The 19,226-nt window shown below is 68.9% G+C and carries 18 protein-coding genes; 11 read left to right on the forward strand and 7 right to left on the reverse strand.

The features are described from left to right. Nucleotides 1-316: 316 nt before the first annotated feature. Entirely contained in the window at nt 317-1,618 is a 1,302-nt protein-coding gene (locus QZ749_RS12725; protein ID WP_296947944.1) for an enolase C-terminal domain-like protein, read from the forward strand. 231 nt (nt 1,619-1,849) lie between these two features. Next, nucleotides 1,850-4,285: a TonB-dependent receptor gene (locus tag QZ749_RS12730; RefSeq protein ID WP_296947343.1), complete on the forward strand. Its 2,436-nt coding sequence runs from the start codon at nt 1,850-1,852 to the stop codon at nt 4,283-4,285. A 138-nt stretch (nt 4,286-4,423) separates the two neighbouring features. On the opposite strand, the gene QZ749_RS12735 is transcribed toward QZ749_RS12730, so the two are convergent. From QZ749_RS12735 to QZ749_RS12755, 5 genes are read right to left on the reverse strand one after another with little or no spacing between them, the layout of a single operon-like run. After that, the gene (locus tag QZ749_RS12735; RefSeq protein ID WP_296947347.1) at nt 4,424-6,772 is read right to left on the reverse strand and encodes a hypothetical protein; all 2,349 of its coding nucleotides are present in this window, start codon (nt 6,770-6,772) and stop codon (nt 4,424-4,426) included. An 18-nt stretch (nt 6,773-6,790) separates the two neighbouring features. Next, nucleotides 6,791-7,786: a peptidoglycan-binding domain-containing protein gene (locus tag QZ749_RS12740; protein WP_296947350.1), complete on the reverse strand. Its 996-nt coding sequence runs from the start codon at nt 7,784-7,786 to the stop codon at nt 6,791-6,793. Next, entirely contained in the window at nt 7,779-8,126 is a 348-nt protein-coding gene (locus QZ749_RS12745) for a hypothetical protein (RefSeq protein WP_296947353.1), read from the reverse strand. Before QZ749_RS12745 ends, QZ749_RS12740 begins: the two co-directional genes overlap by 8 nt. Beyond that, on the reverse strand, nt 8,120-8,677 hold the full coding sequence (locus QZ749_RS12750; protein ID WP_296947356.1) for a DUF4123 domain-containing protein: 558 nt from the start codon (nt 8,675-8,677) through the stop codon (nt 8,120-8,122). Before QZ749_RS12750 ends, QZ749_RS12745 begins: the two co-directional genes overlap by 7 nt. Continuing rightward, nucleotides 8,674-9,678 carry a hypothetical protein gene (locus QZ749_RS12755; RefSeq protein WP_296947359.1) on the reverse strand — a complete coding sequence of 335 codons (1,005 nt, stop codon included), beginning with the start codon at nt 9,676-9,678 and terminating at the stop codon, nt 8,674-8,676. Before QZ749_RS12755 ends, QZ749_RS12750 begins: the two co-directional genes overlap by 4 nt. A gap of 167 nt (nt 9,679-9,845) precedes the next feature. On the opposite strand from QZ749_RS12755, the gene QZ749_RS12760 reads away from it, so the two are divergent. From QZ749_RS12760 to map, 4 genes are all read left to right on the forward strand, one after another. Next, nucleotides 9,846-10,763, forward strand: coding sequence for a LysR family transcriptional regulator (locus tag QZ749_RS12760; protein ID WP_296947363.1), 918 nt, complete (start codon nt 9,846-9,848; stop codon nt 10,761-10,763). Nucleotides 10,764-10,826: 63 nt separating this feature from the next. After that, the gene (locus tag QZ749_RS12765) at nt 10,827-11,252 is read left to right on the forward strand and encodes an Rrf2 family transcriptional regulator (protein WP_296947365.1); all 426 of its coding nucleotides are present in this window, start codon (nt 10,827-10,829) and stop codon (nt 11,250-11,252) included. A gap of 74 nt (nt 11,253-11,326) precedes the next feature. After that, nucleotides 11,327-11,539: a ParD-like family protein gene (locus QZ749_RS12770; RefSeq protein WP_296947947.1), complete on the forward strand. Its 213-nt coding sequence runs from the start codon at nt 11,327-11,329 to the stop codon at nt 11,537-11,539. Continuing rightward, nucleotides 11,536-12,303, forward strand: a complete 768-nt coding sequence (map, locus tag QZ749_RS12775; RefSeq protein WP_296947367.1) for a type I methionyl aminopeptidase — start codon at nt 11,536-11,538, stop codon at nt 12,301-12,303. Before QZ749_RS12770 ends, map begins: the two co-directional genes overlap by 4 nt. A 1-nt stretch (nt 12,304) precedes the next feature. Here the strand turns inward: map and QZ749_RS12780 are convergent, their stop codons facing one another. Both QZ749_RS12780 and QZ749_RS12785 read right to left on the reverse strand, forming a co-directional pair. Next, the gene (locus QZ749_RS12780; protein WP_296947370.1) at nt 12,305-13,075 is read right to left on the reverse strand and encodes a GntR family transcriptional regulator; all 771 of its coding nucleotides are present in this window, start codon (nt 13,073-13,075) and stop codon (nt 12,305-12,307) included. A gap of 18 nt (nt 13,076-13,093) precedes the next feature. Further along, entirely contained in the window at nt 13,094-14,197 is a 1,104-nt protein-coding gene (locus QZ749_RS12785; RefSeq protein WP_296947372.1) for an aromatic ring-hydroxylating dioxygenase subunit alpha, read from the reverse strand. A 313-nt stretch (nt 14,198-14,510) separates the two neighbouring features. Between QZ749_RS12785 and QZ749_RS12790 the strand changes: the two genes are divergently transcribed. The 5 genes from QZ749_RS12790 to QZ749_RS12810 all read left to right on the forward strand — a co-directional run bounded on the left by QZ749_RS12790 (nt 14,511) and on the right by QZ749_RS12810 (nt 19,226). Further along, on the forward strand, nt 14,511-15,686 hold the full coding sequence (locus QZ749_RS12790; RefSeq protein WP_296947374.1) for an ABC transporter substrate-binding protein: 1,176 nt from the start codon (nt 14,511-14,513) through the stop codon (nt 15,684-15,686). A 196-nt stretch (nt 15,687-15,882) separates the two neighbouring features. Further along, nucleotides 15,883-16,761, forward strand: coding sequence for a branched-chain amino acid ABC transporter permease (locus tag QZ749_RS12795; RefSeq protein WP_296947377.1), 879 nt, complete (start codon nt 15,883-15,885; stop codon nt 16,759-16,761). After that, nucleotides 16,758-17,762, forward strand: coding sequence for a branched-chain amino acid ABC transporter permease (locus tag QZ749_RS12800; RefSeq protein WP_296947379.1), 1,005 nt, complete (start codon nt 16,758-16,760; stop codon nt 17,760-17,762). Before QZ749_RS12795 ends, QZ749_RS12800 begins: the two co-directional genes overlap by 4 nt. Next, nucleotides 17,759-18,511, forward strand: a complete 753-nt coding sequence (locus tag QZ749_RS12805) for an ABC transporter ATP-binding protein (RefSeq protein WP_296947382.1) — start codon at nt 17,759-17,761, stop codon at nt 18,509-18,511. Before QZ749_RS12800 ends, QZ749_RS12805 begins: the two co-directional genes overlap by 4 nt. After that, on the forward strand, nt 18,504-19,226 hold the full coding sequence (locus tag QZ749_RS12810; protein WP_296947384.1) for an ABC transporter ATP-binding protein: 723 nt from the start codon (nt 18,504-18,506) through the stop codon (nt 19,224-19,226). Before QZ749_RS12805 ends, QZ749_RS12810 begins: the two co-directional genes overlap by 8 nt.

Below are 19,226 nucleotides of genomic sequence, written 5' to 3' on the forward strand. Positions count from 1 at the left end.
GCGCAGGCGCACGAGATCCTGCGTGCACAGCGGTAACGCTTCGAGTACGGCAATCACGTCGTCGAACGCCAGAGCCTGCATTGCTGCCTCCCCATGAGTTACCTCGACAATGGGTGAGACTGCCAGCGCAGCGGATGGTTCGCACAATTAACGCGAACAGCGCCAAAAAAATCTTCATCGATGCGTTGACACGCATTTTGAGATACCGGTATCATGAATCCTCCTTGATACCGGTACCATCCATTTGCAGGCATCCATGACCCCCATTTCGACTCCGCCAGCGCCAGCTACCCACGGCACGCCCAGCGTGACTTCCATGACCGTCGTGCCGGTCGCGGGGCGCGACAGCATGCTGCTCAACCTGAGCGGCGCGCACGCGCCGTACTTCACGCGCAACCTCGTGATCCTGCGCGACAGCAGCGGCAACGAAGGCGTCGGCGAGGTGCCCGGCGGCGAAGCGATCCGCCGCACGCTGGAGGACGCGCGCGCCCTGGTGGTCGGCCGGCCGATCGGCGCCTGGAACGCCGTCCTGCGCAGCATGCGCGACGCGTTCGCGGGGCGCGACGCCGGCGGGCGCGGGCGCCAGACCTTCGACCAGCGCGTGATGATCCACAGCGTCACCGCGGTCGAATGCGCCTTGCTCGACCTGCTCGGCAAGTTCATGGACGTGCCGCTGTCCGACCTGCTCGGCGAAGGGCGCCAGCGCGACCGCGTCGAGATGCTGGGCTACCTGTTCTACATCGGCGACCGCCAGGCCACCGACCTGCCGTACGCCGCCGCGCCGGACGCGGACGACGACTGGCTGCGCCTGCGCCACGAGCGCGCGCTGGACACCGACGCCATCGTCGCCCTGGCGCGCGCCGCGCAGGCGCGCTATGGCTTTCGCACCTTCAAGCTCAAGGGCGGCGTGCTGCGCGGCGAGCAGGAGATCGAGGCGGCGCGCGCGCTCAAGGACGCGTTTCCGCAGGCCAGCGTCACGCTCGACCCGAACGGCTGCTGGCTGCTGGACGATGCCGTCCGCCTGTGCCGCGACATGGGCGGCGTGCTGGCCTACGCCGAGGACCCGTGCGGCCCGCAAGGCGAGTATTCGGGGCGCGAGATCATGGCCGAGTTCCGCCGCGCCACCGGCCTGCGCACCGCCACCAACATGATCGCGACCGACTGGCGCGAGCTGGTGCACGCGGTCCAGCTGGGCGCGCTCGACATCCCGCTGGCCGATCCGCACTTCTGGACCATGCAGGGCACGGTGCGCGTGGCGCAGATGTGCCAGGCCTGGGGGCTGACCTGGGGCTCGCATTCGAACAACCACTTCGACGTGTCGCTGGCGATGTTCACCCACGCCGCCGCCGCCGCGCCGGGCCCGATCGCCGCCGTCGACACCCACTGGATCTGGCAGGACGGCCAGCAACTGACGCGCGCCCCGCTACGCATCGAGGAGGGCATGGTGCGCGTGCCGACCGCGCCCGGCCTCGGCGTGGAACTGGACATGGCGGCAGTGGAAGCCGCCCATCGCCTGTACCTGTCGATGGGACTGGGCGGGCGCGACGATGCCGTCGGCATGCAGTACCTGATCCACGACTGGAAGTTCGACAGCAAGAGGCCGTGCATGGTGCGTTAGGGCCTGCCTGGCTGAAACAGCGTCGTTGGCAGCGAGACCGTCGTCCCGGCGCAGGCCGGGACCCAATATTCGAGCGCTGCCGCGATGCTTGCAAATCGGACCCCGGCCTTCGCCGGGGCGACGTGCAGTCAGGAACAATAGCATGTTGTTCCAGCGTATTCAGCCAGATAGACCCTTGCCCCGGCGCTGCATCGATTACACACATAACCCATAAAAAAGCAGGAGACGAACATGCCGCGAAACGAAAAATTGACGATGTGTCCGATGGCCCTCGCCGTGGCGCTGGCCGTGGCGGGGCTGGCCCGGCCGGCCGTTGCGCAGGAAGCCGCGCAGGGACCGGGACAGGCAGGAACGCCGGGCCTGGAACAGGTGGTGGTGACCGCCAACAAGCGCGTCGAGAAGCTGGAGAACGTGCCGCAGTCGATCTCGGTGATCGGCGAGGAACTCCTGCAGCGCAATAACGTGCGCGACCTGGACGACATCATCGAGCTGTCGCCGGCGCTGACCAAGACCCAGTCCGACAACCCCGCCAACACGGGCCTGAACATGCGCGGCATCGGCACCCAGTCGATCGGCATCGGCGTCGAGTCCGACGTGGCCGTGATCGTCGACGACATCCCGATCGGCATGCAGGTGCAGGCCTTCCGCGACCTAACCGACGTGTCGCGCGTGGAAATCCTCAAGGGGCCGCAGAGCACCCTGTTCGGCAAGTCGGCCATCGCCGGCGCGATCAACATCGTCACCAAGCCGATCTCGGGACCGATCAAGTCGCGCGCCAGCATCCTGCTGTCGGACGACCGCGAGTGGCGCCTGGGCGCCTCGATCGGCGGCGACGTCTCGGAAAAATTCGGCTTTCGCATCGCCGCCAGCCAGAACGACTTCCCGGGCAACGTCCACAACCTGACGACCGACAAGATGACCAACGGCGCCAAGGGCAAGACCTTCCTGGCCAAGCTGACCTGGCGTCCGTTCGACACGCTCAGCGTCGACTTCTCGCCGCGCTACAACCACACGCTGACCGATTGCTGCGTCGTGGTCCTGCGCGGCATCACCGGGACCAATGTGCAGAACGGCTTGCTGAACAACGTCCCGGCATTCCCGATCGCGACGGTGCTGGACGGGATCTCGGCCGACCGCGACAACATCAACATCCGCAACGACACCTTCACGGGCCAGGACTCGACCACGCGCGGCGCGGGCCTGCGCGTGAACTGGGAACTGCCCAACGGCGGCACCCTGACCTCGATCACCTCGACCGACCGCTACCACGCCAACGATTCGCGCGACCAGGACTTCACCGACATGCCGGTGATGCTGTACTACCGGATCACCGGCAGCAACCTGCCGGCCGGGATCAATGCCGGGTCGGAGCAGCACGGCCGCTTCGACGTCGTCTCGCGCACCCAGGAACTGCGCTACACGTCCAGCGACCAGGGACCGCTGCGCTACGTCGCCGGCCTGTGGTACGGCAAGAACGAGCTGTCGCGCTACTTCAAGCGCGGCGAGTACGGCTTGTCCGCGACCAGCCCCACCGAGTTCTACGGCGACACCTACAACATCAACAAGGCCGTCTACGGCCAGGGCAGCTGGGAATTCATGCCGCGCACGACGCTGACGGCCGGCGCGCGCTACAACCAGCAGGAATCCGGCTACCGCTTCCGCGGTTCGGGCAACCCGGCGGCGCTGCCGTTCGGCAGCCCGTTCGTCGCGGTGAACAACTTCTCCAGCCTGGGCAACAAGGACGAGCACGTGACCGGCAAGCTGAGCCTGCAGCGCCAGTTCCTGCCGAACCTGATGGGCTACGTGTCGGTGTCCACCGGCTACAAGGGGCACGCCTACGACATCACCAGCTCGCTCAACGCGCTGACGGCCGCGCAGCAGCCGGTCAAGCCGGAGACGGCGACGAGCTACGAGGTGGGCATCAAGGGCGGCTTCCTGGCCAACCGCGTGACGGTGGCGGCGACGGCGTTCAGCTCGAAGTTCAAGGACTACCAGCAGAACTCCGGCAGCTACATCCCGGACACGCTGATCTACCAGACCCGCCTGAACAGCCTGCCGGGCGTCGAGACCAAGGGCGTCGAACTGGACGTGAACGCGCTGGTGACGACCAACCTGCTGGTCAACGCCGCCTGGGCCTACACCGACGCCACGATCACCGAATTCCGCAACGCCCAGTGCTACCAGGTGCCGGGCAGCCCCAACGGCGGCTTCAACGCCGGCTGCATCCTGCGCAATCCGGAATTCGGCAACCAGAACACGCAGGACGTCAGCGGCGGCCGCATGCCGTTCGCGCCGCGCCGCAAGGCCACGGTCAACTTCCGCTACGACGTGCGCATGCCGCGGCGCAGCTTCGACGGCTTCGTCACCGGCAGCGTCAACTACGCCAGCGACATGGTCACCAACCTGGACCAGAACCCGATCAACCACGTCCAGCCCACGACCTATTTCCACGCCGGCTTCGGCCTGCGCGACCACGCCGGCAAGTACACGTTCAGCGTGCGCGTGAACAACCTGATGGACAAGCGCTACATGAGCAACCGCACCGTGCAGCTGGCGAACTTCAATGCGAGCGCGCCGAACCCGGTCGCCACCGTCAATACGACGACCTGGACGCCGCAGCGCAATGCGTTCCGCAACATCGCGGTGAAGCTGGACGTGGTGTTCTAGGGTTCTAGCCGACTGAAACAGGATCGTTCGCAGCAAGACCGTCGCGCCGGCCCGCGCCTGGACGACGGCCAGATCCTGTCCGGACCGCCTGCGGTGCGCCATGGATCCTGCCGGCGGCAGGCGGCGCGGGCACGCCGGTCAATCCGACGCGAAGTGCTCGATCTCGCCGTCGTCGTCGAACGAGGCCGCCACGGCGCGCTGGGCTTTTGCTTGCGCCTGCAGGCTGGCGATCAGGGCATCGACGCGCGTGTCTTCGTCCACGAGCGCTTGCTGCCTGCGTCCCAGCTTGCGATTACCCCCTTTTCTGTTTGCCAGCATCGTCTCCTTCCTCGTCTTTGCGGTGTCGACGTACCAGTCGATGGCGGGCTCGGGCTTGTAGACATGGTTGGTGGAAGCCTCGTTGTGGAGGGATGGATCGTCCCTCGTCGGCATCGGCGCCTTGATGGCATCGCTCCTGTCGACGAGCGCCGGCTTGCCGTCGTTCCGCGCGTCGACCGCCCGATGGAGGATATTGGAGATGGAATGGAGCGTCTCCATGCGCCAGGAGCCGGGCTGAATGCCGGCATCGTTGTAGCGTCCGATCAGGTCGTCGATGTCGTCGCGCAGGGCGCCGGTCTGCCGGAATGCCGACAGGAGCTGCGGTACGTACGGCTGGTAGTGCTGGAGCAGGGAGAAGAGTTCCTGGCCGCGCTTTGCATTGGGATTCAGGAAGGTGACGAGGGCATGGTTTGCCTGCTGCGGCGTGAGCGTTCGCGCCAGCCATTCCCCGTAACGTGCCTGGATGACGGCAATGTCGTCCTCGAACGCGGGCGAGAGCGCCGTCAAGTCGTCGGCTACGCCGCGAAGCGTGTCGAAGACGTCGATCGTGGGGGCATCCGACATCATCGACACATCATCGGCCTGTTGCGGCGGGACGGTCACTTGTTCCAGCCTGTCGGCCAGCTCCCGGCCCAGCGTCACGATCCGTAGCGCGGCCTGCCAGCACTGTTCCAGGAGGCCCGCATCACCGTACCATTGCCCGAAGCGCTTATAGAGCTCTTGCAGCTTGTTGTCGCTATCGGGTAGTCCGGCCTTGCCTGCGGCGATTATCTTTTCATCGAGAACAGCCAGCAAGGCCGTTCGTTGGCCGCGGCACGTGCTGCTCCCCAGGGCTTCCAGTTGCTCGTTGATCACTTCGAGATCGACATACCAGCCCATGTAGCGGTCCGCCGCCGCGCCGGGCGCGAAATTCTTTTGGTCGTGAAACGTGTTGATTTCCTTGAGCAAGTCGTTCAATTCGTTGTAGTACATCTGCCGCGCCGCCTCGCGCATGTCGTTGCTCATCTTGAGCTTGCCATCCATATATGCTTGCAGCGATTGTTGCAAGGCGGCGCGGTGGGCACCGACGGGGGCGATCGAGAGTGGGGGCCAGGAACGGTCGTTGACCGACGAGGTATAGTCGACGCTGGACGGTGTTCCCATGGTAGTTCCTCTTGCCTGCAGCGAGGTGCCGTTGAGTTCCTTCATCCATGCGAGGATGCAGTCCTGCGACAAGGCCGAGAATTCCGCCATCGGCGACACGCTGAAGGCCAGCCAGCGCATCGCTTCCAGCGCGTTGCCGAAGCGGGAAGGAGGCTGCCACAGGTTGGTCGTCGGACTGTTGCCGTAGATGCTTTCGCAGTAGCTCGCCAGGTCCTTCTGCGACTGCTCGCCGCTTCCGGCATCCGCCTTCAAGGTGCCGATCTTGCCGGCGACCCCGAAGAGCGCGTTGCGCACGTCCGCGCTGCCCATCATGTCCTGGCAGGCCATGATGAACATGGAGCGCAGGAATGCGATATGTCGGTGGCGCGCGGTCACCAGGTCGATCCGGTTCAGCCCCAGCTCGCGTACCATCTTGCCGACGCGCGCCGCTGCCACGGCGAATTCCGGCACGTCCTCGTTGACCTCTGCCGTGCCGCGCACCACGTCGAACGAGAGCCAGGCGCGGGGGTTCTCGATGGCGGGATCGATGAGGACGGCATCTTCTTCCAGATCCGTTTCCACGTCCTCGCCGGCGTCCAGGCGCCGGGACGACGCGATCAGCCCCTCCACCGCCGGCATCAGCGCGAAATAAGTGCCCTTGTAGGTCTCGTTGCACATGTCGCAGGCCAGGAACAGGTTGCGCCAGTCGTAGGCCAGCCAGAAGTAGCCGGTGCCGGTCTGCGACTCGCCCGTGTACTTGGCCTTGGGACGGAAGTGTTCGACGTCGCCGTGGCTGACGCTCAGGATGCGGGTCTCGCAATAGGCGCATTTGCCGAAGTGCGTCTGCACCAGCCGGTTCTTGACTTCGGCGGAGCGGTAGGCGGCCGTGATGTAGACCGTGTCGGCCGCCGTGCCGCCTTTTTTCTTGGTCGAGGACACCTTGGTCTTGGCGCCGTGCTTCTTGTGGATCTTCAGGTTCGCCTTCGTCAGCTCGGCGTTCACCTCGTCCAGCTCTTCCGGCGCCGGGCCTTTTTCGATCCTGATCATGATGCCGTGCTCCTGTCGCTAGCTGCCGTGCACGGCCTGCAGGCGCGTGCGCGTGGGTTGGTCGGGTTCGCCGGTCTGCTCCAGGCCTTCGTGGGCCTGGAATGCCAGCAGCGCCTGGTGCGTGGCGTCGTCGAGCGTGCCGTCGATCGCCGGCACCGCGTAGCCGAGGTTCGCCAGCCTGGCCTGGATGCCCGAGGCCTGCGTGATCGGATCGACCGTGCGCAGGCTCACCTCGAAGGTCCACAGCAGCGGCGCGCTGCCGATCGCGACCCGCGCCCGCGGCGCGTCGGGGCGCACGAAGCACGCGAGCATGCCGTCGGCGTCGGTACTGCCGCGCCGCTCCTGGCCTGCCGGCTCGCCGTCGACCTCGACGACATAGGGCTGGCCGGCGAGCGGGTGGCCGGCCACCAGGGCCCGGAAGCGGAAGATCGACGGCACGCCGCGGCGGCGGAAGCGATGACGGCGACCGCCTGCCGCATCATGGGCCGGCGTGCGTAGCGGCGGGACGAAGACCTTGTCGCCGGGCTGCAGCACGTTGGCGTCGCCGCGCCGCGCCTTCAGCGCCGCGTTGGCGGGATGCTCCCAGACGGTCGGGGAAAAGTGGCCGCAGGCGTAGGCGATGCTCTCGATGTTCTCGCCCTGCGCCACGGTATGCCAGGCGCCGGCCGGCAGCAGCGCGTGCGGTTCGGCGGCGCCGGTCGCCGGTCCCGGGTGCGCGCGTGGCCCCAGCGCTTCGACGAATGCCAGCGCATCGCGGTCGAGCTGCGGGAAGACGATGCCGAAGCTGGCGCCATCGGCCAGGCCGGCGAGGCGCGCGAAGCCGTCGCCATCCAGGAAGCCGGATGCCTGCGTGCCGTCCGGCAGGAAGACAGCGTATTCTTCCCACGGGACGGCGCCGCCGTCCTCGCCGACCAGTTCGATTTCCAGCCACTGCGATGGCGCCGCCGGCTGCCGTGCGTACGGACAGGGCTGGACGGAGGTGCCGGCCGGCTGGTCGTCGAACGGGTCAGGCATCGCTTGCCGCGCGCCGGCCCTGCGACCGCGCCCACGCTTCATAACGGTCCAGCTTGTCGGACGGCGCCAGGCCCGTCGACATCAGGATGGCCAGCGCCGGCACCGGCAGGCGCCCATCCGGGAACGCGCCCAGGACGGTGCCCGTGATCTCGACGAAGCGGGCGATGTCGCGCTCGCTCGCCAGGCCGAACGCGGGCGCGTCCGCCACGCCGCGTTCTACCAGCACGTGCAGGTCCGTCTCCGGCAGCAGCGGGGCCAGGCTGTCGCGCAAGCGCCGCTTGAACCCGTCCAGGCTGGCCCGGTCGAAAGCCTGCATTTGTTCGGCGCGGATCGTCAGCACGGGGCGTCCTCCGGCTGCAGCGGATGGTCCTTCACGCGCATGGCATCGTCCTCCAGGTCGAACGCCCGGACGCCGGCGCCGCCGTCGGTTTCGGCGAGCAGCGCCGCCATCGGCCCGAGGAAGTCGCGGAATTCCTCGCTGGTACAAGTCGGCAGGAACACGTTCAGGACGCGCGGATCGTAGTAGCGGAACGCCAGCGTCCTGCCGTCCTCGGTCTTTACGCGCAAAAACTTCTTCAGGTGCAGGCGCAGTGTGTCGAACGGGACGCCGGCACCGGCGCTGGCCAGGATGCCCCAGGACTGCCCCCAGCCCCGGCGCAGCAGCTGCGCGGTCGCGGGCGCATCCGGCGGCAGGCGCACAAGATAGGGCGCGGCCGCTTCCAGGCGCGGGTGCAGCGGACCGGAAAACAGGCAGGCGTGTTCCAGGCCGCTGGCGCGTACGAGGCCGGCGATCGCGGGATCGCGCGCGCCGTCCATCACCCAGTGGACGTGCCGGCCGGCGTTGCCGGGCCAGAGGAGGGCGTCGAGGGACTGCATGATCATGTCGTTCATGTTTTGCTTCCTGGGGGAGTTTGCCCGGTTGCCTGCGCTGCCGTCTCGCAGATTTCGCAGAAGGCCCTGCCGTTGCGGGCCGCCTGTTCGAGCGTCCGTGCCTGGGCGACCTGCTCGGGCGGATATGCCGACACGGGTTCCGGTTCCGGCTCCGCGTCCGGCGCCGCGGCGACCGCGGCACGCGCCGCCTCGCAGATCTCGCAGAACGGCGTGCCGTCCCGGGCGGCCTGTTCGAGCGTCTGCGCCTGCGCGACCTGTTCGGCCGGATAATCCGGCTCCGGCTCCGGCGCCTGCGCCGGCTCCGGTTCCTGCGGCGCGGCCGCCGCCGCGCGCGCCGCTTCGCAGATCTCGCAGAACGGCGTGCCGTCCTGCGCGGCCTCCTCGAGCGCCTGCGCCTGCGCGACCTGGTCCGCGGCGGCTGCCGCCGCTTGCGCGTCTTCTTGCGCGAGCGTCGCCGCCAGCGCCTCCGTGGGCGCGGCTGCGGCCTCCTGCGCCGGCGCGGGCGTCTGCGCTTGCGCTTCCGTCTCCGTCTCGGTCTGCGTCTCCGTCTGCGTCTGCGTCTGCGTCTCCACCGCGCTCGCCGTCACGGCGCTCAACGGCGGCAGGTCCTCGACGGCGGCGGCGGCGGCGGCGGCGGGCGTCGGCGCCACCAGCCGCGCCGGCAGGGCCGCGCGCAGGTCTTCCTCGACCACGACGACCGTGCCGGCCGCCATGCGCGCCGTCAGCGCGCGTAGCCAGCCGTCCGCGTCCGCCTGCGCGCTCGCCAGCGACGGGCCGCAGCGGTACAGGAGCGACCGCAGTTCGGCGCGCGCGGCCGGTTCGCCCAGCCAGTAGCGCAGGTAGTCGGCGGCGGCGCCGGCCGACGCGAAGCGGCGCCGCACCGCCAGCGGCGCCGGTCCGGGCGCGCCTTCCTGGAACATGTCCTGGCCGGCCAGCGCGCGCGACGCGTAGAACGAGACGCGCTTCGGATGGCGCCACAGGCTGGCCAGGGGATGCAACATGGGGCGGGGACTGAGTCCGGACAAGTATCGGCGCACGATAGCATGCAGTTGTGAGCCTGGCAACATGCCCGTCCGGCGGATTCTGCACCCGCATGCCGGGATGTCCCTGGACTGGAGTGATTGTCCACAGGGATGTACAATCGAAGGCTTCACGCCCCGGGATCGCCATGGACCAACTGCTCGCCATCCGCACCTTCGTGCGCATCGCCGAATCCGGCAGCTTCGGCAAGGCCGCCGACCAGCTGGAGATCCCGCGTTCCACCGCCAGCAAGCTGATCCAGGATCTCGAGCAGATGCTCGGCGCGCGCCTGGTCCAGCGCACCACGCGCCAGGCCACCGTCACGCCCGAGGGCGCGGCCTACTACGAACGCGCGCTGCGCCTGCTGGCCGAGCTGGAGGAGATGGACGCCGAGGCGCGGCGCACGCGCGCCCAGCCGCGCGGACGGCTGCGCGTGGGCATCGGCTCCTCGCTGGCGAACTTCACGCTGATCCCGCGCCTGCCCGCCTTCACGGCCAGGTACCCGGACATCCAGCTGCAGCTGGGCGTGAGCGACCGCCCGGCCGACATGGTCGGCGAGGGCATCGACTGCGTGATCCGCGCCGGCGTGCTGGCCGAGAGCTCGCTCATCGCGCGCAAGCTGTGCGACCTGGAATTCGTGATCTGCGCGCACCGTTCCTACGTCGAGCGGCACGGCCTGCCGGCGCATCCCGCCGAGCTGCAGGACGGGCGCCACCACATCGTCGGCTACTACTCGTCGCTGACGGGCCGGCCGATCGACCTGCGCTTCGAGCGCGACGGCGAGACGGTCGTGGTGCAGCCCAGGAGCGGCGTGGCCGTCAACGAGAGCACGGCGCACCTGACGGCGCTGGTGGCGGGGCTGGGCATCGCCCAGAACTTCCGCCACCAGGTCCAGCCCTGGCTGGAGCGCGGCGAACTGGTGCTGGTATTTCCCGAGTGGCGCCAGCCGCCCCATCCGCTGTACGCGATGTATCCGCAGAACCGTCACCTGAACGCGAAGGCGCGCGTGTTCATCGACTGGGCGGTGGAGGTGTTCGCGACCATCGATGCGCGTGCGGGCCGCTGACGGCGCCCGCGCCGCGCGCGATGCCGGCTTGACAGCGTGAATTGTGCTGAATATTCTCACCTTATGTCCCAGGTCAATGTCCAGTTTTCCGTCGCTTCCCACGTGATGGCCGCGCTCGGCCTGAGCGGGGGCGAGCCGGTGCGCTCGGCGGTGCTGGCCGGCAGCGTCAACGCCGATCCGACCTTCGTGCGCCGCGTGGTGTCGAAGCTGGCCAAGGCGGGCCTGGTGACGACGACGCGCGGCAAGGGCGGCGCCTGCGCGCTGGCGCGCGCGCCGGAAGCGATCACGCTGCTCGACATCTACCGGGCCAGCGAGGCGCCGGCGGCGTTCGCGGTGCACGCCTATCCGGTCGAGGAGCGCTGCCGGGTCAGCCGCAACATCAAGGGCTGCCTGGGCGACGTGCTGCGCGACGCCCAGGACGGCTTCGAAGGCAGCCTGGCGCGCCGGACCCTCGCAGACGTCGTCGCGGCCATCCGGCGCGCGGGCTGAGGGCGGTCGGCATCCTTGCGCATTGTCCGTTCATGAATATATACTTCGTATATTAAAAATATACGGAGGATATGATGGGCATCGTGAACATCGACGACGAGCTGCACGACCAGCTGCGCAAGGCCAGCACCGTGTCGTGCCGCTCGATCAACGCGCAGGCCGCGTTCTGGCTCAAGATCGGCATGCTGTGCGAGCTGCATCCCACGCTCAGCTTCAACGAGGTCGTGGCGCGCGAGCTGCGCGCCGCCGGGGTCGTCGAGCCACCGCTCAGGATGGCGCTGGCATGACCAAGCGTCCCGAGGAAATCGCGCTGCTGGCCGAATCGGGCCGGCTGCTGGCGAGCGTGTTCGGCCGGCTCGACCGCCTCGTCCTGGCGGGCATGAGCACCATGGAGGTCAACGACCTGGTCGAAGGCATGATCGTGAACGACCTGCAGGCGCGCCCGGCCAGCAAGGGGCAGTACGGCTATGCCTACACGCTGAACGCCTCGCGCAACAGCGTGGTCTGCCATGGCGTGCCGTCCACGGCCGACGTGCTGCGGGACGGCGACATCGTCAACTTCGACATCACGCTGGAAAAGAACGGCTACATCGCCGATTCCAGCAAGACCTACCTGGTCGGCGCGGTGGCGCCGGCGGCGAAGAAGCTCGTGCAGGTGACCTACGAGGCGATGTGGAAGGGCATCCGCGCCGTGCGTCCGGGCGCCCGGCTGGGCGACGTCGGCCACGCCATCGAGCGCCACGCACGCCGCCACGGCTATGCGGTGGTGCGCGACTATTGCGGGCACGGCATCGGCCGCGAGATGCACGAGCCGCCCCAGGTGCTGCACTGGGGCCGCCCGCGCACGGGCCTGGTGCTGCGCGAGGGGATGGTGTTCACGATCGAGCCGATGCTCAACCAGGGCCGCGAGGCGGTGCGCACCGAGGACGACGGCTGGACGGTGGTCACCTGCGACGGCCAGTTGTCGGCCCAGTTCGAGCACACCGTCGCCGTCACGCGCACCGGCGTGCGCGTGCTGACGCTGCGCGCCGGGGAACGGATGCCCAACTGATTCAGGCGCGCCGGATCAGCGGCCCGCCGGGCACCCGTTCCAGCGCGCCGGCGTCCTGCAGCGCCGCCTCCAGGTTGCGGTGCGCGATGCGCGCGTGTTCCTTCATCAGGGCTTCCACGCGCGCGCCGGCGCGCGCGGCGATGGCGTCGACGATGGCATGGTGCTGCATCTGCGCGCACTGGAGGATGGCGAACGCCCCGGGGCGCCGGGCCTGGGCCGCGACGAAGGCGTTGGGCGAGGCGAACGGCATCGATACCGTGCGCGCCATCGTGTCCTGCACGATGGGGCTGCCCGACGCTTCCAGCACCAGCGCGTGGAAGCGTTCGTTCAGCGCCGCATAGCGTTCCAGCCGCGCGTCCAGCGCGAGCGCCGGCGCACCGGCGCCGGCCAGCACGGCGTCGATCCCGGCCAGGCAGTCGCGCATCCGCTCGAGCAGCGCGTCCGGTACGCCGCGCTCGGCGGCGAGCCGGGCCGCCAGGCCCTCGACGGTGCCGCGCACCTCGATCGCGTCGGCGATGTCCTGCGCCGAGAACGCGCGCACCACGTAGCCGGCCGGCTGCACGTTTTCCAGCAATCCCTCCGCCGCCAGGCGCTGCAGCGCCGCGCGCGCCGGCGTGCGCGACACGCCCAGGTGGGCGGCGACGTCGACCTCGGCGAGCCGCGCACCGGGACGGTAGTGCCCGCGCAGCACGGCATCGCGCAAGCCCAGGATGGCGCGCTCGGTCTGGGAGGCGCCCGGCGCCGTCCCGGTCGCCGCGGGCAGGGTGGACATGGTAGAGGCGCCGCGCGCTCAGGCGGCCGTCGCCGGGGCGGCCGGGGTGGCCGCAGTGGCCGCGGTAGCCGCAGTGGCCGCGCTGGCCGCCGCCACGCCGCGTTCCTCGGCCAGGATGCGCTCGATGACGCGGCGCGACTGCACGCCGCCGGCGTCGATGTTCAGCATCAGGAGCTTGCGCTCCGGCCAGCGCAGCAGGTTGGCCTGCTGGCGCTCGAGCATCTCGCGGTCCTCGGAAAAGACATTGCCCTGGCCCTGGCGGATCGAGGCGGTCAGTTCCTGGTCCTGCGGCTTGAAGTTGCGCGCCATGCCCCAGAAGTACCAGTGCGAGGTCTCGGTTTCCGGCGTGATGAAGTCGACCACGATCGAGCTGGCCTTGAACTTCGGGTCGGCGTGGTAGCCACCCTTGCCGGCCAGCGCCACGCCGACCTCGATCAGCACGTGGCTGGGCGGCAGGAAGTGGCAGATCTGCCAGCGGTCGACCGGCTGGTCGTCCGGCAGGTCGTTGCCGCGCAGGGCCATGCGCCAGAACGGCGGCGCGCCGATGTTCTCCATGAAGCGGCTGGTGACCACCTCGTCGCCCTCGACCTTGGTGTTCACCGGCGCCTCGTCGATCTCCTTCTGGCCGATGCTGGTGGCATGCACATAGGTCTCGTGCGTCAGGTCCATCAGGTTATCGATCATCAGGCGGTAGTCGCAGGCGATGTGATAGAGGCCGCCGCCGTACGCCCATTCCGGATGCTCGGCCCATTCCAGGTGGTGCAGCTTGCCGGGATCGGCCTGTTCGCGGTCGCCGGGCCAGACCCAGACGAAGCCGTAGCGCTCGATGACGGCGAAGCTGCGGTTGGCGGGAAAGCCGCGCACGCGCTGGCAGGGCATGGCCACGGTCTTGCCGTCGCAGCCCATCTCCAGGCCGTGGTAGCCGCACACCAGGCGGCCTTCCTGCACGAAGCCCAGCGACAGCGGCGCGCCGCGGTGCGGGCAGAAATCCTCGACGGCCGCGACCTTGCCGCCCGGGCCGCGGAAGAACACCATCTTCTCGCCGCAGATCTGGCGGCCCAGGGGTTTGTCGGCGATCTCGTCGGGCGTGCAGGCGACATACCAGGCGTTTTTCGGGTACATGCGGGGGTCTCCTTCCTTGTCGGATACGTGTCGGGTAGGCGACGGATTGTATACAGCGGCCCTGGGCGGCGTTATCTAATTTGCGCATCGCGCGGGCGAATTTGCGCATCGCCGGCGGCGCCGCCGGCGGCTTGTATACATCGGCGCCGGCCGGGGCGATAACTTTTTTCGATGCGGTCGTCATGAAAACGGCATGGGGCGGCATGGCCGGAAGCGCAATAATCGTCCTACCGATTGCGCCAGACGAGCACCACCACCACACGACAAGCACGGCGACGAACGTGCATGCGCGATCCTACTTTTGGAGACAACGATGAAATTCCGCCTCGCTCCGGCCCTGCTGGCCGGATGTTCCCTCGCGTTCGGCATGCCGGCGGCCCACGCCGACGAAATCCGTGTCGGCGTCATCGCCTCGTTCAGCGGCCCCTACAGCAGCTGGGGCAAGCACATCAAGGAAGCCACCGACCTCTACGTCGCACAGCAGAACGGCAAGGCCGGCAAGCACACCGTCAAGATCGTCTACAAGGACGTGGGCGGCAACAATCCCGCCCGCGCGCGCCAGCTGGCCGAGGAACTCGTCGTGCGCGACAAGGTCCAGTACATCGCCGGCCTGGAATTCACGCCGACCGCGATGGCCGTCGTCGACGTCGCCACCCAGGCCAAGGTGCCCACGGTGATCAACAACTCGGGCACGTCCGGCGTGCTGGCGCGTTCGCCCTACCTGCTGCGCTCGGGCTATACCCAGTGGATGGTGGCCACGCCGCTGGCCAAGTGGACGGCGGAGCAGGGCATCAAGCGCGTGTTCCTGGCCGCGGCCGACTACGCGCCGGGCAACGACGCGCTGATCGCCTACCGCAAGTCCTTCACCGAGGCCGGCGGCACCATCGTGGGCGAACTGCGCGTCCCGCTGAACACGACCGACTTCTCGACCTACATGCAGAAGGCGAAGGAGGCCAGGCCGGACGCCATGTACATGTTCATGCCGGTCGGCCCGCTGTCGGTGGCGTTCATCAAGGCCTACGTGGAGCGCGGCCTGGACAAGGCCGGCATCAAGCTCGAGGCGACCGCCGAGACCGAGGAAAGCGAACTGGCCGGCTACGGCGACGCGGCCGCCGGCATCGTCACCGCGCTGCACTATTCGCCGGCCAGCACCACCCCGGCCAACCAGCAGTTCGTGAACGGCCTGAAGCAGAAGTACGGCCAGGACCGCGTCCCCAACGTCGGTTCGATCTCGGCCTACGACGCGATGCAGATGATCTTCCAGATGATCCGCGCCACCGACGGCAAGCGCGACGGCGACAAGGCCATGGCCGCCATCAAGGGCTATTCCTGGGAAAGCCCGCGCGGTCCGGTGACCGTCGATCCGGCCACGCGCGAACTGGTGCAGAACGTCTACATCCGCCGCGTCGAAAAGGTGGGCGGCGCCTACGTCAACCAGCCGTTCAAGACCTATCCGGCGATCCGGGATCCCGGCACGAAGATGGAGTGATCCGCCGCGGGCCGCCCGCGCGGCCCGGACCCGGTCCGGCCCGTCCCCGCCCGTCCCCGCGACGCGGGGCGCGGCGCCGTATCGCCCGCGATGTTCCCTGTCAGCGATGGAGTCCCCATGTCGTCACCACGTTCCACCACGCGCCGGGGCGCGGCGTCCGCGCCCGCCCGCCGGCACCCCTGAAGGAGGAGGCCAGATGTCTTCCTCGATGTTCGCTTCCCTGCTGACGGTGCTGTTCGACGGCATCGCCTTCGGCATGATCCTGTTCCTGATCTCGGTCGGCCTGTCCATCACGATGGGCGTGATGCGGGTCGTCAACCTGGCCCACTGCGGCTTCGCGATGATCGGCGGCTACCTGACCTATGCGCTCACCGCGCTGGCGGACCTGCCGTTCGCCGCCGCCGTGCCGCTCGCGGTGCTGGGCACGATGGCCATCGGCGCCGTGCTCGAACGCACCGTGTATTCCTGGGTCTACGGCCAGAGCGAACTGGGCCAGGTCCTGATGACCATCGGCCTGACCTTCGTCATGATCGCCAGCGCGAACGCGCTGTTCGGCTCCTCGATCCAGAACATCCCCGTGCCCGACGCCTTGCGCACCACCTGGCAGGCGGGTCCGGTCGGCCTGCCGGTGTACCGCCTGTTCCTGATCGCGGTGGCCGCCGCCTGCGGCGCGCTGATCTGGCTGGCGCTGGAACGCACCGAGGCCGGCGCGCGGCTGCGCGCCGCCGTCGACAACGCCCGCATGGCCGGCTGCATCGGCATCGACGTCAAGGCGCTGTTCGCGCTGACCTTCGCGATCGGCTGCGGTTTCGCCGGCCTGGGCGGGGCGCTGGGCGCGGACATCTTCCCGCTCGAACCGTTCTACGCGCTGCACTACCTGGTGCTGGTGCTGATCGTCGTCTCGGTCGGCGGCCTGGGCAGCATCAAGGGCACGCTGCTGGCGGCGCTGATGCTGGGCCTCGTCGACACCCTGGGCCGCTACTACCTGCCGGCCGGTGGCGGCATCGTGATCTACCTGGCGACGCTGCTGCTCCTGCTGCTGCGCCCCCACGGACTTTTCGGAAGACCCGCATGAATATCCATACCTCCCGTACCCTGCTGCCCGCCGGCGCGCTGCCGCACTACCGCCTCGGCGCGATGGACGTCCTGCCCTGGGTCGTCGCCATCGGCGCGTTCTTCGCCTTCGACACCTACCTGTCGCTGGGCGCCCAGATCCTGGTGATGGTGATCTTCGGCCTCTCGCTCGACCTGGCGCTCGGCTTCGCCGGCATCAACACGCTGGGCCACGCCGCCTTCTTCGGGGTCGGCGCCTACGCCGCCGGCTACTGGAACCTGCACGTGGCGCCGGAAGCGTTCGGCGGCCTGCTGGCGGCCGGCGTGGCGGCGGGCGTCGTCGGCCTGCTGTCCGGCTGGCTGCTGCTGCGCACCCATGGCCTGGCGCTCCTGATGCTGACCATGGTCGTGACCGTCCTGCTGCACGAGGTGGCGAACGCCTGGGGCAGCGTCACCGGCGGCGCCGACGGCCTGTCGGGCATCGCCGTCGACCCGCTGTTCGGCGCCTTCCAGTTCGACCTGTTCGGCAAGACCGCCTACCTGTACGCGCTGGGGGTGCTGTTCCTCGTGTTCCTGGTGGTGCGCACGGTGGCCAACTCGCCGTTCGGCCTGTCGATCCGCGGCATCCGCGAGAACACCCGGCGCATGCACCTGGTGGGCGCCTCGGTGCACCTGCGCCTGGTCGCGGCCTACACGCTGTCGGCGTTCCTGGCGGGCATCGCCGGCGGGCTGGCGGCGCAGATCACCCGCAACGTGAGCCTGGACCGCCTGACTTTCCAGCTTTCCGGCGACATCCTGATCATGCTGATCATCGGCGGCGTCGGCCGCCTGTACGGCGCCTTCATCGGCATTCCGCTGTACATGCTGATGCTGGACCGCGCGGCCGAGGTGAATCCCTTCCACTGGATGTTCTTCGTCGGCCTGGCCTTGATCCTGCTGGTGCGCTTCGCGCCCGGCGGCCTGATGACGCTGGGCCGGCGCTGGCGCCTGGCGGCGCGGCGCGGCCAGGGAGGCAAGCCATGAGCTACGCACTCGAGACACGCGGCCTGTGCAAGCGCTTCGGCGCGATCCAGGTGACCAAGAGCGTCGACCTGCGGATCGCCCACGGCGCGCGCCATGCGCTGATCGGCCCGAACGGGGCGGGCAAGACCACGCTGGTCAACCTGTGCACCGGCATGTTCAAGCCCAGCAGCGGCGCGATCCTGCTCAACGGCAGCGACATCACCTCGGCGTCGGCGCAGCGCCGCGTCGGCGGCGGCCTGGTGCGCACCTTCCAGATCAACACGCTGTTCAACGGCTTGACCGTGGCCGAGAACCTCGCCATCCCGGTGGCGCAGCGCCTGGGCCGCAGCTGGAAGCCGTGGGGCCGCACCGGCGGCGACCGGGCCGTGGCCGAGGAAGTGGTGCGCCTGATGGACGAGCTGAACCTGCTGGCGCTGGCCTCGAAGACCATCGCCGACCTGGCCTACGGCCAGCGCCGGCTGGTGGAGATCGCGATCGCCATGGCGCTGCAGCCGAAGGTGCTGCTGCTGGACGAGCCGGCGGCCGGCATCCCGAACGGCGAGAGCGGCATGATCCTGGACCTGCTCGAGCGCCTGCCGGACGCGATGTCGATCGTCTTCATCGAACACGACATGAACCTGGTGTTCCGCTTCGCCCGCCGCATCTCGGTGCTGGTCGAGGGCGCGGTGCTGCTCGAGGGTTCGGTCGACGAGATCCGCAACGACCAGCGCGTGCGGGACGTGTACCTGGGAAGGCGCCACCATGACTAGATTGCTCGAGATCGCCGGCCTGCGCGCCGGGTACCGCGACGCCGTCGTCATCGACGACCTGGCGCTCGCCATGGATGCCGGCGAATCGCTGGCCCTGCTGGGACGCAACGGCGTCGGCAAGAGCACGCTGCTCGCCACGCTGATGGGGCTGACGACGATGTCGCGCGGCAGCATCCGCCTGCAGGGCAGCGAGATCGCCGCGCTGGCCAGCCACCGCCGCAACGCCGCCGGCCTGGGCTACGTGCCGCAGGAGCGCGAGATCTTCGCGTCCCTGAGCGTCGAACAGAACCTGCGCGTGGCGCTGCGCCCGGGGCCGTGGAACGTCGCGCAAGTCTACGACCTGTTTCCGCGCCTGGAGGAACGGCGCGCCAATTTCGGCAACCAGCTCTCGGGCGGCGAACAGCAGATGCTGGCGATGGGCCGCGCGCTGGTGGGCAACCCGCGCCTGCTGCTGCTCGACGAGCCGCTCGAGGGGCTGTCGCCGATCATGATGGACGTGCTGCTGGACGCCATCAAGGCCCTGAAGGACAGCGGCCTGGCGCTGGTGCTGGTGGAACAGCACGCCCACATGGCGCTGGAAGTGACCGACCGCGTCGTCGTGCTCGACCGCGGCCGCATCGTGCACCAGGGCACGAGCGCCGCCTTCCTGGCCGACGAGGCGCACATGGGCCGCCTGCTCGGGCTCGCGCAGGAGGACAGCATCGCAACAGACTGA

Source organism: uncultured Massilia sp., assembly GCF_913773735.1.
Taxonomy (GTDB): Bacteria; Pseudomonadota; Gammaproteobacteria; order Burkholderiales; family Burkholderiaceae_D; genus Telluria.

Coding starts and splice junctions, on each gene's coding strand:
- QZ749_RS12725 (WP_296947944.1), top strand. CDS start 317: ATGACCGTCGTGCCGGTCGCGGGGCGCGACAGCATGCTGCTCAACCTG.
- QZ749_RS12730 (WP_296947343.1), top strand. CDS start 1,850: ATGCCGCGAAACGAAAAATTGACGATGTGTCCGATGGCCCTCGCCGTG.
- QZ749_RS12735 (WP_296947347.1), bottom strand. CDS start 6,772: ATGATCAGGATCGAAAAAGGCCCGGCGCCGGAAGAGCTGGACGAGGTG.
- QZ749_RS12740 (WP_296947350.1), bottom strand. CDS start 7,786: ATGCCTGACCCGTTCGACGACCAGCCGGCCGGCACCTCCGTCCAGCCC.
- QZ749_RS12750 (WP_296947356.1), bottom strand. CDS start 8,677: ATGAACGACATGATCATGCAGTCCCTCGACGCCCTCCTCTGGCCCGGC.
- QZ749_RS12755 (WP_296947359.1), bottom strand. CDS start 9,678: ATGTTGCATCCCCTGGCCAGCCTGTGGCGCCATCCGAAGCGCGTCTCG.
- QZ749_RS12760 (WP_296947363.1), top strand. CDS start 9,846: ATGGACCAACTGCTCGCCATCCGCACCTTCGTGCGCATCGCCGAATCC.
- QZ749_RS12765 (WP_296947365.1), top strand. CDS start 10,827: ATGTCCCAGGTCAATGTCCAGTTTTCCGTCGCTTCCCACGTGATGGCC.
- QZ749_RS12770 (WP_296947947.1), top strand. CDS start 11,327: ATGGGCATCGTGAACATCGACGACGAGCTGCACGACCAGCTGCGCAAG.
- map (WP_296947367.1), top strand. CDS start 11,536: ATGACCAAGCGTCCCGAGGAAATCGCGCTGCTGGCCGAATCGGGCCGG.
- QZ749_RS12780 (WP_296947370.1), bottom strand. CDS start 13,075: ATGTCCACCCTGCCCGCGGCGACCGGGACGGCGCCGGGCGCCTCCCAG.
- QZ749_RS12785 (WP_296947372.1), bottom strand. CDS start 14,197: ATGTACCCGAAAAACGCCTGGTATGTCGCCTGCACGCCCGACGAGATC.
- QZ749_RS12790 (WP_296947374.1), top strand. CDS start 14,511: ATGAAATTCCGCCTCGCTCCGGCCCTGCTGGCCGGATGTTCCCTCGCG.
- QZ749_RS12795 (WP_296947377.1), top strand. CDS start 15,883: ATGTCTTCCTCGATGTTCGCTTCCCTGCTGACGGTGCTGTTCGACGGC.
- QZ749_RS12800 (WP_296947379.1), top strand. CDS start 16,758: ATGAATATCCATACCTCCCGTACCCTGCTGCCCGCCGGCGCGCTGCCG.
- QZ749_RS12805 (WP_296947382.1), top strand. CDS start 17,759: ATGAGCTACGCACTCGAGACACGCGGCCTGTGCAAGCGCTTCGGCGCG.
- QZ749_RS12810 (WP_296947384.1), top strand. CDS start 18,504: ATGACTAGATTGCTCGAGATCGCCGGCCTGCGCGCCGGGTACCGCGAC.